10 protein-coding genes are annotated in these 15,952 nt (G+C 24.6%); 9 read left to right on the forward strand and 1 reads right to left on the reverse strand.

Annotation, left to right across the window (positions count from 1 at the left end):
• Positions 1-29: 29 nt before the first annotated feature.
• Positions 30-1,265 carry an aminopeptidase gene (locus AC4FQ1_RS10565; protein ID WP_491169634.1) on the reverse strand — a complete coding sequence of 412 codons (1,236 nt, stop codon included), beginning with the start codon at positions 1,263-1,265 and terminating at the stop codon, positions 30-32.
• A 172-nt stretch (positions 1,266-1,437) separates the two neighbouring features.
• Between AC4FQ1_RS10565 and glsA the strand changes: the two genes are divergently transcribed.
• The 9 genes from glsA to AC4FQ1_RS10610 all read left to right on the forward strand — a co-directional run bounded on the left by glsA (position 1,438) and on the right by AC4FQ1_RS10610 (position 15,916).
• Entirely contained in the window at positions 1,438-2,355 is a 918-nt protein-coding gene (gene glsA / locus AC4FQ1_RS10570) for a glutaminase A (protein ID WP_303130972.1), read from the forward strand.
• 103 nt (positions 2,356-2,458) lie between these two features.
• Complete coding sequence (gene polA, locus AC4FQ1_RS10575) at positions 2,459-5,053, forward strand: DNA polymerase I (RefSeq protein ID WP_491169635.1); 2,595 nt, start codon at positions 2,459-2,461, stop codon at positions 5,051-5,053.
• Positions 5,054-5,072: 19 nt separating this feature from the next.
• Positions 5,073-5,672: a dephospho-CoA kinase gene (coaE, locus tag AC4FQ1_RS10580; protein WP_303130917.1), complete on the forward strand. Its 600-nt coding sequence runs from the start codon at positions 5,073-5,075 to the stop codon at positions 5,670-5,672.
• A gap of 13 nt (positions 5,673-5,685) precedes the next feature.
• On the forward strand, positions 5,686-6,228 hold the full coding sequence (locus AC4FQ1_RS10585; RefSeq protein WP_303130918.1) for a lytic transglycosylase domain-containing protein: 543 nt from the start codon (positions 5,686-5,688) through the stop codon (positions 6,226-6,228).
• Between the two features lie 49 nt (positions 6,229-6,277).
• Complete coding sequence (locus tag AC4FQ1_RS10590; protein WP_491169636.1) at positions 6,278-7,405, forward strand: glycosyl hydrolase family 8; 1,128 nt, start codon at positions 6,278-6,280, stop codon at positions 7,403-7,405.
• Positions 7,406-7,562: 157 nt separating this feature from the next.
• Positions 7,563-9,719 (forward strand): YhgE/Pip domain-containing protein, encoded by a 2,157-nt coding sequence (locus tag AC4FQ1_RS10595; protein ID WP_491169637.1) that lies wholly within the window; start codon positions 7,563-7,565, stop codon positions 9,717-9,719.
• A 125-nt stretch (positions 9,720-9,844) separates the two neighbouring features.
• Positions 9,845-11,881: a glucose-specific PTS transporter subunit IIBC gene (ptsG, locus tag AC4FQ1_RS10600; RefSeq protein WP_491169638.1), complete on the forward strand. Its 2,037-nt coding sequence runs from the start codon at positions 9,845-9,847 to the stop codon at positions 11,879-11,881.
• A gap of 107 nt (positions 11,882-11,988) precedes the next feature.
• On the forward strand, positions 11,989-13,926 hold the full coding sequence (locus tag AC4FQ1_RS10605) for a sensor histidine kinase (RefSeq protein WP_491169639.1): 1,938 nt from the start codon (positions 11,989-11,991) through the stop codon (positions 13,924-13,926).
• Positions 13,919-15,916 carry a sensor histidine kinase gene (locus AC4FQ1_RS10610; RefSeq protein ID WP_491169640.1) on the forward strand — a complete coding sequence of 666 codons (1,998 nt, stop codon included), beginning with the start codon at positions 13,919-13,921 and terminating at the stop codon, positions 15,914-15,916. The genes AC4FQ1_RS10605 and AC4FQ1_RS10610 overlap by 8 nt, the downstream gene beginning before the upstream one ends.
• The last annotated feature ends 36 nt before the right edge of the window (positions 15,917-15,952 follow it).

Genomic DNA, 15,952 nt, shown 5'->3' on the forward strand with positions numbered 1-15,952 from the left:
TTGACCTATAAATTAGGTCAACTTTTTGTTTATATTGCAAAATTACCATTTTTAAAAACTTGAACTTTATTACCTTCTTTAGTTATTCCAATTATGTCTAAATCTTTTGATCCAATCATAAAATCTACATGAGTTAATGATATGTTAGATTCAGCATTTAAAAGTTCTTTGTCATTCATTTGTTCACCATTTTTTATACATGAAGGATAAGCTTTTCCGATAGCTAAGTGACATGATGCATTTTCATCAAATAAAGTATTAAAAAATAATATATTTGAATTAGAAATTGGAGAATTATAAGGAACTAATGCAACTTCTCCTAGATATCTTGAACCCTCATCTGTATCTAATAATTCTTTTAATGAATCATATCCTTCTTCAGCAGTAAAATCTATTATTTTTCCATCTTTAAATGTAAATGAAAAATTATTTATTAAATTTCCACCATAGTTTAATGGCTTAGTTGAATAAACAGTTCCGTTTACTCCATTTCTTTTTGGTGTTGTAAATATTTCTTCAGTAGGCATATTTGCTATAAATTCAACACCGTCTTTAGTAATATCAGATCCTCCACACCATATGTGATTTGGAGCTAGAGATAATTCTAAATTAGTTCCTAATGAATTTGTGAAAATTAATTTATCAAAATTATAATTTTGAAGTTTTTTCATATTAGATTTTAAGTTATTAGAATGATTTGTCCATTCAGTAATAGGATCTTCTGAATTAAGTCTCATTACATTAAAGATAGCTTCAAAAAGTTTTTCTACTGCTTCATCTTCTGAAACATCATTGAATATTTTAGAAGCCCATGCTTTAGTTGGCATTGATATTACGCACCAAGCATTTTCGTTATTCATAAGTTTATCTGAATAATTTCTAAGCGCTATACTTCTTGCTTTACTTGCAGAACTTATTTTTTTTGAATCAATGCCTTTAAATAATGAAGGGTCACTTGCTGATATTGAAATAAATGAAGCACCATTATCAGTAAAATAATTATATTTATCTATTTCATATTGAGGAATTTTTGATAAAGTTTCTTCAGAAGCATTTTTAAAACGTATCTTTGTAAATAGTTCATCAGAATAATTTATATATACATCTTTTGCTGATGCTTTAAAGGCTTCTTCTGCTAGTAATCTTGCAAAGTTTGAACATTCAATTGGTGAATTAATAAATAGAAGTCCATCTTCTTGAATGTTAACACCCTTTTTTATAACTAGATTGGCGTATTTTCTTAATAGGTCATCAAAATTTTTCATATTTTAAATACCTCCTAAAGTTTTATTTTCTATTATTTTACTATAAAAAGTAAATACTATACAAAAAACAATCTGTAAACAAAGAAAAAGCATATTTCTTGTAACTGTTTATGATAAGTAATATAATATATTTACTTGAATTTATTATTATATGAGAATGGAGGGCTTTAATTTGACAGATATTCTACAAACATTAGTAGAAAAAAATAAAATCTACGGACAGGAAGGAAAGCTTGCTTCATATATTCCCGCTTTACTTAAGGCTGATGTAAATGATTTAGGTATAGCTGTAGTAGACTTAGATGGTAAAGAAAGTTTTGCAGGAAATTGCGATAAAAACTTTACAATACAAAGTATATCTAAAATTGTTAGTTTAATGATAGCACTTAGTGATAATAAAATGACAGATGTTTTTAAAAAAGTAAATGTTGAACCAACTGGAGAAGGCTTTAATTCTATAGTTAAGCTTGAAACTACAGAAACGGGAAGACCTTATAATCCAATGATTAATGCTGGAGCTATAGTTACTACATCACTTATTAAAGGTGAAACAGAAGAAGAAAAACTAAAAAAACTTATAGATTTTATGAAGAAAGCTACAAATAATCCTAATATAAAAATAAATGAAGAAGTATATATATCAGAAAAGTTAACAGGAAATAGAAATAGAGCATTAGCTTACTTTATGAAAAGCAGTGGCATATTAGAGGGAAATGTTGAAGAAATTTTAGATCTTTATTTTAGGCAATGTTCAATTGAAGCCAATGCAAAAGATTTAGCTAGACTGGGAGCTGTTCTAGCAAATGATGGAATAATTCCATGGAGTGGGGAAAAATTAGTAGATAAGAAAATATGCAGAATAGTTAAATCTATAATGGTTACTTGCGGTATGTATGATGCATCAGGGGAATTTGCGGTTAGAATAGGAATACCAGCTAAAAGTGGAGTTGGTGGAGGAATAGTTGGAGCTGTTCCTAAAAGAATGGGAATAGGAGTATATGGTCCTGCATTGGATGAAAAAGGAAATAGTATTGCAGGTCTTAAAATTTTAGAGGATTTAGCAAAAGAATTAGATCTTAGTATTTTTTAATTATAAAGTGTATTTTAAAAATTAAGGTTATAGCAAAATGAAGCTAGGACATAATTAATTAATAATGAAAGATAGAGAAATTTTCTTAAGTTTGGAGGAAAGTATGAAGAAATTACTTATATTAGATTCAAATTCATTGATGAATAGAGCCTTTTATGCGTTACCACCTCTTACAAATAGTGAAGGGGTTCACACTAACGCTATATATGGATTTACAAATATGTTATTAAAAATGAAGGGGGATATAAATCCAGATTATATAGTTGCGGCTTTTGATAAAAAAGCTCCAACTTTTAGACATAAAGAGTATGATGATTATAAGGCTGGAAGAAAAAAGATGCCAGAAGAGCTTGCAGAACAATTTCCGATTATTAAGGAAATGCTTAAGCTTCTTGGAATAAAAATATATGAAATTGAAGGTTTTGAAGCTGATGATATTATAGGAACTACAGCAAAGCTTGCGGCAAAAGAAGGAATGGAAGTATTTATAGTTACAGGAGATAAAGATGCTCTTCAACTTGCTGATAATAACATAAATGTAATTATAACAAAAAAAGGTGTATCAGAAACAGCACAATACAATAAAGAACAGTTTATTGAAGAATTTGGAGTTACTCCAACTCAATTTATAGATGTAAAAGGTCTTATGGGTGATAAATCTGATAATATACCAGGAGTGCCAGGTGTTGGAGAAAAGACAGCTTATAAATTAATAAAAGAATATGGTTCTGTTGAAGGTGTATTAAATAATATAGATAGTATTAGTGGTAAAAAATTAAAAGAAAATCTTGAAACTTATAGCGAACAGGCAATATTCAGTAAAAAGCTTGCAACAATAATGGTTGAGGTTCCACTAGATAATATAATTGAGGATATAAAAAATGTAGAAGAGATGAATAAAAGTGGATTAAAAGAATTATTAATAAAACTTCAAATGAAATCTTCTTTAGCAAAATTTATTGGAGAAGATGAGGAAACTAAAGAAATAAATTATGAAGTAATTAATTCACAAGAGCAATTAAGTAAGTTTTTAAAGGATAATAAAACTTATTACATAGCGTATAGTATATTTGAATCTTCATTAAATTCAAATAGAAAACTTAAAGCATTATATTTTGGAAATAATAATTCAACAACTATAGTTAATTTTGATGAACTTATAAAGGATGATGAAGAAAAAATAGTTTCTATATTAAAAGAGTTTTTTGAAAATAAAGATAAGATAAAAGTTATACATGATGGTAAATCTCTAATAAAAGCTTTAAATAAAATTAATATAAAAATAAATGGATTTGAATTTGATACAGCAATTGCTTCTTACATTATAGATTCTTCAAAAGGTCAATATCCTTTAAGTGATGTTATTATGACGTATGTAGGTGATGAAATTCAAAAGGGCGAAGATCAATTAAAATATGGAGCAGCTTATATAGAAACATTATATAAAATTTTAGTAGATAAGATTAAAGAAGAAAAAATGGAAGAACTTTATTATAATGTTGAACATCCGCTTATATATGTGCTTGCATCAATGGAGGACGAAGGTTTTGAAGTTGATGAAACAATTTTAGATGAATTAGCAGTTAAGTTTAAGAAAGAAATTGATATAGTACAAAAAGAAATTTATGAAATGGCTGATATAGAATTTAATATAAATTCTCCAAAGCAACTTGGAAAAATATTGTTTGAAAAATTAGATTTACCTGTTATTAAAAAAACAAAGACAGGATATTCAACTAATTCAGATGTTTTAGAAAAGCTTAGAGATAAACATCCTATAATAGATAAAATAACTTACTATAGGCAAATAAGTAAAATAAATTCAACATATGTTGAGGGAATGAAGCCATTAATAGATGTAGATGGCGCTATTCATAGTACATTTAATCAAACTGTTACAACAACAGGAAGATTATCAAGTACAGAACCTAACCTACAAAATATTCCTATAAGATATGAAATGGGAAGAGAAATAAGAAAAGTTTTTATAACTAAAAATAAAACAGATAAGCTTTTATCAGCAGATTACTCACAAATAGAACTTAGAGTTTTAGCTCATATAAGTGGTGATGAAAATATGATAAATGCATTTAAACATCATAGTGATATTCATACAAAAACAGCAGCAGAAGTTTTTAATGTTGATATAGATAATGTTACTCCTTTAATGCGTTCAAGAGCAAAGGCAGTTAATTTTGGTATAGTTTATGGAATAAGTGATTTCTCATTAGCTCAAGACCTTGGAATAACAAGAAAAGAAGCAGCAGAATATATGAGTATTTACTTTGATAGATATCCAAAAATAAAAGAATATTTAGAATCAGTTGTTGAAGATGCTAAAAAGACAGGGTATGTAACTACTATTTTAAATAGAAAAAGATTTATACCTGAAATTAAAGCTTCAAACAAGATAGTAAAAGCTTTAGGAGAAAGACTTGCTATGAATGCACCGATACAAGGTAGTGCTGCTGATATAATAAAAATAGCTATGATAAATGTATTTAATAGACTAAATAAGGAAAACTTAAAAAGTACATTAATATTACAAGTTCATGATGAACTTATAGTTAATGTAGTGGAAGAAGAAATAAATATTGTAGAAAATATAGTAAAAGAAGAAATGGAAAATGTATTTAAACTTAGTGTTCCATTAGATGTTGATATTAATTTTGGAGATACATGGTATAACACTAAGTAAAGGAGGATTTTACTTTAACATGATAAAGGTTGGACTTACAGGGGGAATAGGAACTGGTAAAAGTACAGTATCTAGCATGATTAAAGATGCAGGTTTTAAAGTAATTGATGCTGATTTAATAGCAAGAGACGTATTAGTTAAATATCCAGAAATATTAGAGAAAGTTAGAGCTCAATTTGGAGAAGGTTTTTTTGATTGGAGAGGAGATTTTAGAAGAAAGGAATTTGGCAATCATATATTTAGATTTCCAAAGCAAAGAGTTAAATACGAAAATATAATACTTCCGTATATAAAGGCTGATATAATGAATGCTATAAAAGAATTGGAGAACAAAGGTGAAAAAATAGTAATATTAGATGCTCCAACTCTTATAGAGAGCAAGATGAATGAGGATATGGATATTGTTGTATTAGTAGTTGCAGATAGTAAAACTCAAGTACAAAGAGTGAAAGAAAGAGATAAATTAAGTAATTATGATGCATTGAATAGAATTAATGCACAAATGCCACTAGAAGAGAAAAAAAATTATGCTAATATAATAATAGATAATAATAAAGATTTATTATATGCTAAAGAGCAAGTTGATGATTTTATAGATTTTATGAATACACTAATATAATAAGGAGTTAAAAATGAAGTTAAAAAAGATAATACTTTGGTTATTTGTGATAGTTGTAGCATTAGTAGGTATTAAGTATTATGTACAAAGATATGCTTTCCCATATAAGCACGAAGATGTTATTAATAAATATAGTAAAGAATATAATTTAGATCCATTATTTGTATTATCTATAATAAAAGCTGAAAGTAAATTTGATTCAAATGCAAAATCACATAAAGATGCTTATGGACTTATGCAAATCACTGATAGTACAGGTGAGTGGATTGCTAGTCAAATGAAAATAAAGAACTTTTCAGAAAATATGCTTTATGATGAGGAAACAAATATAAAAATGGGATGTTGGTATTTGAATAATCTTTATAAAGAATTTGGAGATAAGGATTTAGTAATAGCAGCATATAATGCAGGAAGAGGAAATGTAAATAAGTGGCTTAAAGATAATGAATACTCTAAAGATGGAGAAAATATTCATTATATCCCTTTCCCTGAAACTAAAAATTATGTTGATAAGGTTAATATATATTATAAAATATATAAGTATTTATATAGCTGATTATTTTTATAATCAGCTATAATACTTTTAAGATAGAGGTGAATTTTACTTGAATAAACAAAAGAAAAATATTTATGGGATAGTTTTTTTTATTATATTAATAGTACTAATATTTATAAAAGTATCTATGCCATATGTTTTACCATTAGATAGTAATGTGAAATATAATGATAACCCTGTTTCTCATAGAGAAGAAATATTATTAAAGTTTATAGATAATAAATTAACTAATAGTTCAGGTGGAATAAAAACAAATTATGTAGATAAAAAATCTGAAGGAGATATAACAAAAGGTAATGCAGTTTTATCAGAGTCAGAAGGAATGATGTTAATATATTACTTAGAAAGAAATGAGAAAGAAAATTTTGATAAAGTATTAAATTATATAGAAAAAAATATGATTCTTGATAATAATTTAATTTCGTGGAGAGTTGAAGGTAACAATAAAAATCAAACATCAGCAACTATTGATGATTTAAGAATTGTTAAAGCTCTTTTGCTTGCTAATGAAAGATGGGGAAAATTTCATTATAGAAAATTAGCTATAAAAATATCAAGAGCAATTAATGAAAAGTTACTTGATGTAGATGTTTTAAGTGATTTTTATGATGGATATGGTAAAAGTGATATAACGACGTTATGTTATATAGATCTTCCTACATTAGATTATTTAAGTAATATAGATTATAAGTGGAAAAAGGTATATTCAGGATCATTAAAACTATTAAATGATGGGTACATAAGTAATAAGGTTCCTCTATATAGAACAAACTATAATAGAAAAACAAAAAAATATGATAATGAAAATACAACAGATACATTGTTATCATTAATTTGTATTTTAAATAAAGTTGAATTAAATCAATCAGCAAAAAGTAGTATTGACTGGATAGAAAATAAATTTAAGAAGGATGAAGCTATATATTCAAAATATAATGTAAGTAATGGAGAAAAAGCATCAGACATAGAATCTACATCAATATATGCATTACTTGTTAGAATAGGATATCAATCTAAAAATAAAAATTTATATAATATGGCTTTAAGAAAATTAGAGAGTTTTCAAGTATTAGATAAAAAAAGTGAGTTGTATGGAGCATATGGAGATACAAATACATTAAATGTATATTCATTTGATAATTTAAATGCTTTATTAGCTTATAGAGATGTAAAATAAAATTACTCCTAATGAGAATATAATTTTCATTAGGAGTAATTTTATTTATATTAAATAGAGAATACTATAAATAAAAATTAATAAAAATAAATAATGACTTTTGGTCAGTATTTATGTTATAATCTCTACATTAGAAAATAAAAAGGAAGGATAACTGATGAAAAATATTTTAAAAATTTTTAAGAGGGATATAAAAAATATATTCACAAATTGGGTTGCAATAGTTGTATTATGTGGGCTTATAATACTTCCTTCTCTTTATGCGTGGTTTAATATTAAGTCATCTTGGGATCCGTATGGAAGTACGAGTGGTATTAGGGTAGCAGTAGTCAATGAGGATAAAGGTACAGAAATAGAAGGAAAAAAAATAAATATTGGAGAGAAGGTAGTAGATGAACTTTCAAAAAATAATAATATAGGATGGAAGTTTGTAAGTAAAGAAAAGGCTGAAAAAGGTGTAAGAGTTGGTAATTATTTTGCTAGCATAGTTATACCAGAAGATTTTTCAAAAGATTTAGTATCACCTACATCAAAAAATATTGTAAAACCAAAATTAATATATACAGTAAATGAAATAGCTAATGCAATAGCACCTAAGATTACATCAAAAGGTGTAGAAGCATTAAAAGCACAAGTTGATAGAAATGTTTCTGAAACTGTAGATGGAGCCATATTTAAAGTTTTAAATCAAGTTGGAATAGAATATGAATCATCAAGAGATAAAATTAGAGAAACTGTAAATCTTATATATAAAGTAAATGATAATTTACCTAAAATAAATGACCTTATAAACAAGGCTTATGATGGAACTATAACTATAGATACTATGATAAATAAAATGAATAAAATAATTCCTAATTTAGAAACTACATTAAAAGATGTAAATAGTAGTTTAGATAAAGGAAAAGAATTTATAAATAAATCTAAAGATAGCTTAAATAGTTTAGCTCCTATAATTAAAGAAGATTTAATATTTAGTAAGGATCTAATTAATGGTTCTTCAGAAATTTTAGGTAATGTATCAGAAAAATATGATAAAGAAGCACTTTTAAAAGTTTTAAATAGTTTAAATGATAAATTAAAAGTAGTAGATAACACCTTAAAATCAGTAGTTGATTTATTAGAATCAGTAAATAAAGGTTTAAGTAGTGATAAGTTAACTAATATAATAAGTAAATTAAATAACATAGAACAAAGAACTTTATCTATTATAAATGATATAACAAAGAATATTGAATTAGTTAATAATAATGTAGTTTTACAACCTGATACTATAAACAAGATAAAAAATAAATTAGATTTATTACAAGGAGATTTAAATAAAATTATAGGAAACTATGATACTACAATAGTTCCTTCTATTAATGAATCATTAAATAAGTTAAATAAAATAGCGAAAGAAAGTATGGAATTAATAAAATGTACTCAGGATGTAATTCCAGACGTTAAAAATGTATTAGGATTGCTTTCAAAAGGAACTAAATTAACTAATGAAGAGTTATCTAAAGTTAAAGAAAAATTTCCTGAGTTTAAAAAGTCATTTAATAAAATAACTAATGATATAAAGAAAGTAGATAAAAAAGAAGATATAAATAGAATATTGGATATAATAACTGGTGATTGGAAAGAGAAAACTAAGTTCTTGGTTAGTCCGGTTGAAATTGAAACAAATAAATTATTCCCAGTTCCAAACTATGGTTCAGCAATGTCACCATTTTACACAACATTATCTTTATGGGTAGGTGGATTAATACTCGTATCAATATTAACTGTAAGTGCTAAATCATTTGAAGATGGAACTAAAGCAAGGCCGATAGAAGTTTATTTTGGGAAATATATATTATTTGCAATAATAGGGATACTTCAAGGTGCTATAGTTACATTAGGAGATATATTTATATTAGGAACATATGTAATACATCCAGTATTATTTGTATTATTTGGAATGTTTACAAGTTTAATATTTATAACAATAATATATTCAACAGTTTCTGTATTTGGAAATGTTGGTAAAGCTATTTGTATAATATTTTTAGTACTTCAAGTAGCTGCATCAGGAGGAACATTCCCGGTTGAAGTAATGTCAGGATTTTTCCAAGGAATAAATCCTTACTTACCATTTAGATATGCAATAGAAGCAATGAGAGGTTTTGTTGGTGGAATAGTACCAGAACTTATACAAAAGGATCTTATTATATTAATAATTTCTGCTTTAATATTTGTAGTTATAGCTATATTATTAAAAAAACCAATGAATAAAAGTAGTGAAAAGTTTGTTAATAAGCTTAAAGAAAGTGATATAGTAGAACATTAAAAAATAGAAAAAAATAATTTTAAAAAAGATAGGATTTAATCCTATCTTTTTTATTTTATATAGTTTAAACGAAAGAAGTATAGGGAAAAATATTTTTATTATAAATATAGAAAGGAGAATAAAAAATGGGAAAAAAGATTTTTGGAGTATTACAGAGAATTGGTAAAGCTCTAATGCTACCAGTTGCTCTTTTACCTGCTGCTGGATTATTATTAGCATTCGGTAATTTACTTATGAATGAAGCTTTGTTAGTTAATGCTCCTTATTTAAGGGCAGATTGGATACAATTAGTTGCAAATGTTATGGAGCAATCAGGAAATATTGTATTTTCTAATTTGCCTCTAATATTTTCAGTAGGAGTTGCAATTGGCTTATCAGATGGTGATGGAGTTGCAGGTCTTGCAGCAATAGTTGGGTTTTTAATAATGAATGTTTCTATGGGAACATTTACTGGAGTTACACAAGATATGTTAACTGACCCTATGTATACTACTATAGTTGGAGTTCCTACACTGCAAACAGGAGTATTTGGAGGTATTATAATGGGACTTATAGCTTCTGCTATGTATAATAAATTTTATAAAATTGAATTACCTCCATACTTAGGATTTTTTGCGGGAAAAAGGTTTGTACCAATAGTAACAGCAGCGTTAGGAGTTATAATAGGTATTTTAATGACATTTATATGGCCACCTATACAAACAGGATTATTTTATTTTTCAAGAAGTATGATAGATGCTAATCCAACAATAGCAGCTTTATTATTTGGAACTATTGAAAGAGCATTAATACCATTTGGATTACATCATATTTGGTATAATCCTTTCTGGTATCAATTTGGAGAATATATAAATAGTGCTGGTCAATTAGTTATGGGTGATCAAAATATATTTTTTGCTCAATTAAAAGATGGAGTTCCATTTACAGCAGGAACATTTATGGCTGGAAAATTTCCTTTTATGATGTTTGGATTACCAGCGGCTGCATTAGCAATATATCAAGAGTCTAAACCTCAAAATAAAAAAATGGTAGCAGGAATTATGGTATCTGCTGCTCTTACTTCATTTTTAACTGGTATTACTGAACCTTTAGAATTTTCATTTCTTTTTGTAGCACCTATACTTTTTATAGTACATTGTGTATTAGCAGGATTATCATTTATGACAATGCAATTGTTAAATATAAAAATAGGAATGACTTTCTCGGGGGGAGTAATTGATTTTGTTTTATTTGGTATTATACCTAATAGAACTCCTTGGTATTTAGTAATAGTAGTTGGTATAATTTATGCAATAATTTATTATAGTTTATTTAGATTTTTAATAAGAAAGTTAAATTTAAAAACTCCTGGTAGAGAAGAAGATAATGAATCTATAAGCAGAGCAAATAAAGAACATGCAAATCTTGCAGTATCTGTATTAAATGCTCTTGGTGGCAGAGAAAATATAAATAATCTAGATGCATGTATTACTAGACTTAGAGTAATAGTTAATGATGTAGAAAAAGTTGATAAAGAAGAACTTAAAAAATTAGGTGCAGCTGGTGTAATGGAGGTTGGAAATAATATTCAAGCAATATTTGGGCCAAAGTCAGATACATTAAAAGGACAAATAAAAGATGTAATTGCTGGAAATATACCTGTAAGTGAATCTTTAGAAGAACATGATGATATAACTGAAATAAAAAATAGAAATCTTGAGGATATACCAGAAGATATAATGGTTCCTTTAAGTGGAAATGTAATAAGAATAGAAGATGTTCCAGATAAAATATTTGCAGAAAAAATGATGGGTGATGGGTTTGCTATAGAACCAATGGGAAATATTGTAGTAGCTCCTGTAAGTGGAGAAATTACATCATTATTTACTACAAAACATGCAATTGGAATAACAAGCGAAAATGGATTAGAAATATTAATACATGTAGGAATGGATACTGTTTCTTTAAAAGGTGAAGGTTTTACTTCATACGTTAAACAAGGTGATAAAGTTAAAATAGGGGATAAACTTTTAAGTGTAGATTTTGATTTTATAAAAGAAAAAGTTCCATCAATAATAACTCCAGTAGTATTTACTAATTTAACAGAAGAAAGCAAATTAGAAATAAATTATGGTGAGTTAAAAGAAGGAAAAGATATAGTAGCAACTGTAATTAAGAAATAATATTATGAAACCTAGCTAAAATTTAAAAAATAGCTAGGTTTTATTAACAAAAACTTCACATAAAAGTAAAAATAAAGTAAAATATAGTTATATGGTGGGGGGGTTATATGTATATAAATAACGAATTAGAAGAGATATTATATGTAGATTATGGAAAGTACAAAAATATGTCAATAATATTTTTATCTATCTATTTAATAATTAATATTATAGGTACAATATTTTTTAGTGAAAGTATTCTAGTATTAAATATATTTATAAGAATATTTTATCTTTTATTATCATTTTGTTGCATAGTACTTATATATTCAACTATAAAAATATTTAAAAGCAAAGTATTAATAATATTAAGTCTTAATTTTATTAATATTATATTGCTTAATACGTATTTTATTTCAGAAATTTTAGATAATCGACATACAAAGGTTTTTAATATAGACTTAACTTTTGAATATATACAGACGTATATTGCTATATTTGTAATATTGATTATTTCAAGATATATAAAACATATAAATATAAACTATAAAGTTTATATTTTAAGTTATGTTACTGTAATAACTATTTTATTTTTTGTGAGTAAATATCAATTTAAATTTATATATTTAATATTAAGTTTAATAGTATTTTTATTAAACCTATTTGAATTAATAAAAGTTATAAAGGATAAGAGAAGTAGTAAAAATACTATAAATTATATAAATATAAATATAGTTTTAGTATTTTTTATTAATTTATTTATGTCAATGAGTTATTTTTTTGCAACTAATTTTTTATTAGAATTAATTAGATTAGTATTTTTCTTAAATTTTTCATTAAGTGTTTTTTTTATTTTAGAAAATATACTTGATACACCGTATAAAATTATGTTTGGCAAATTATATAAGAGCAATGAAGATTTAAATTATATGAATAAGGAATTATTTCTTCAAAATACGGAATTAGAATTTTCACAAAGTTTAATAAGAAAAAAAGAAATGATGTTTAAAGACTTTTTTAAAAATATACCAGTTCCAGTTGTTATATTAAGTGATGTTACTTTTAGAATAATATATTGTAATAAGTCTTTTTTAAGTTTTATTGATGAAGATAGTATAAAAATGATAGTTAACAAAAAATTAGAAAATTTAATAAAGATACAAGGGTTAGAAAAGGATATAGAAAATATTTTTTCTAGAAATATTTATAGAGGATTAATTGAAAAAAATGATGTTAAAAAATATATAAATATAGAAGTTATAGATAAGAATGTGGATAATGGTGAAATAATACTAACATTTTCAGATATAACATCAAATATAAGAATGAATCTTATAAAATGTGAAATAAAAAATAAAGTTTTACAAGAAAATTTGAAAAAAGATTTTTTATCAAATATTAGTCATGATTTGAAAACGCCTATAAATGTAATATATTCTGCACTTCAGTTAGAAGATATTTTTATAAAAGAAAAAGATGAAGAATCGTTAAAAAAATATAATAGAATATCTAAAAGTAATTGTTTTACTTTAATGAAGATAACAAATAATTTAATTGATAATTGTAAAATACAAAGTGATAATTTAAGAGCAAATAAAAAAAGAATAAATGTAGTTGAATTTACTGAAGATACTGTATCAAGCTTAGTATGTTATGCTAAAGAAAAAAATATAAAAATAATATTTGATACTAATAAAGAAGAGGTTTATCTAAATTTAGATGAAAGCTTAATGCAAAGAGTTTTACTTAATTTAATATCTAATTCAATTAAATTTACAAAAAGTGAAGGTAGAATAGATGTAATGGTTTTAGATAGCAACAAAAATATAAAAATAATTGTTAAAGACAATGGTGTGGGAATGGATAATAATTTTTTAAATAAAGTTTTTAACAAATATTCAATGGGTGAAAATAATAAAGAGGCAGAAGAAAAAGGTAGTGGAATAGGATTATTTGTAGTAAAAAATCTTATAGAATTACAAGGTGGAACTATTATGATAAAAAGTAAAATAGGCAAAGGAACAGAAGTTATAATAACTTTTGGAAAGGAAGAGTTAGGTGAATAGTAATATAACTTTAAAATTAGAAGCTTATACAAAAAAATACTTCAATATAATAATAGGAATAATTATTTTTAGTGTTTTATTTATTATTTTTAATAATGAAATTATTAAGCTTCATTATTCTATAAATATTTTTTGTTCTACATTTGGTATTTCATTAGGTTTAATAAGTTTAGTTAGAAAATCTAATTCTTATTATAAGTTTTTAGGTATTGGATTTTTGTTTATAGGTTTTTTGGAATATTTCTCTATATTAATAAGAATTTGTGATATATCAAATAGTTTATTATTTCTAATTATATGGGTAAATAAAATATTAGAAGTTATAGTTATTTTTATTGCTATAATTATGTATTTAAAACAAATTTCAAATGTACAAGCTATCTGTGGATATACTGCTTTAATAGCTCTATTAATGTGTGGAACTAAATACTTTTTATATCATATAAAAAATGGTATTGTCTGTAATAATTATTATATATTTTGTTTTATAATAACTATAATTACTATAATTTTTTTAGGAAAAATAAAAAAAAATACACAAGTAAAAAACATGTATATTTATATGATTTTTATTTTAATATATCAAATTTTAAGCGTTAAAATATATATTGATGAAAAATATATATCTTTGATAGGAGATATATTAAGATGTTTAGCTTATTTTGAAGTTTATAATGGAATAAAAAAATATATATTAAAATTTCAATATGATAATATGAAAGAGAAATTATTAACAATACAAAATAAGCAAAGAGAACTTAATACAAAGTTGCGTGAGAAAAGTATAATTCTTCAAGAATTAAATGCAATAAATAAAAATAGTGAAGAAAGGTATTGTAATCTTATAGAATCATTTAAAGATGGTTTAGCTATATTTAATAGAGGAAGACTAATATATGCTAATGATGATTTATTAAGTAAGATTAATATTTCAGATAAAGAATTATTAATTGGAATGAAAATAGAAACTTTAATAGAATCAATAGAATCACAAGATTATATTAAAAATAGAGTATTATCTTCAGATTATGTAAATCCAAATAAAAATATAAAATTTGTATATAGATTTAATAAATTTTCAGATAAATTAAAGGAATTAGAGTTTTATTTAGTGGATTATGGTATAAATAATCAAATAGTATATATAAGAGAAATAACAGAAATAAATAAATACAATAAAGTTGCAAAAATATATGATTCATATTTAAAGGAAGATGAAATTAAAAGTGAATTTTATTCTAATATATCTCATGAACTTAGAACACCTATAAATATAATTCATTCTGCATTAACAGTAAATGAAATGTATTTAAATGAAAATAATTTAGAGAGTTTAAAAAAGAATAATAATGTTATTAAACAAAATTGTTTAAGGCTTATTAGAACTATAAATAATTTTATTGATGCAAATAAGGCATCTGAAGGATATTTAAAAGCAAATAAAAAGATATATAATTTAGTAGAAATAGTTGAAAATATTACATCAGCAACAAAAAGGTATGTTGAGAAAATAAATAATTCTTTAGTCTTTGATTCAGTTTGTGAGGAAATATATATACCTATTGATGTAGATATGTTGGAAAGAATTATTTTAAATATAATTTCTAATAGTGTTAAGTATGGTAAGAAAAACAAAGAATTAAAGGTTAATATATATACTAATAAAAAATGTGTATATATAATTATAAAAAATTATACTACGGCTATTGATAAAGAGAATGAAAAATATATATTTGATAAATTTACATCTGTAAATAAGTCTTTAAATAGAAAAAAAGAGGGTAGTGGGTTAGGTTTATTTTTAAGTAAAGAAATGGTTGAATTACATGGTGGTAAAATAAGTTTTAAATCCAACAAAAAAAATGGAAATAGATTTATAATAGAATTACCTATAGAAAGTAACTTGAAAAAATACCCTATAGGGGATGACTTTGAAATTGTTACTTTAGAAAAAAAGGTAGATATAGAATTTGCAGATATATATATATAAGAATAAAAATCTCAAAAAAGTATATTTATATAATAA

Source organism: Clostridium sp. TJA020 (assembly GCF_058310295.1).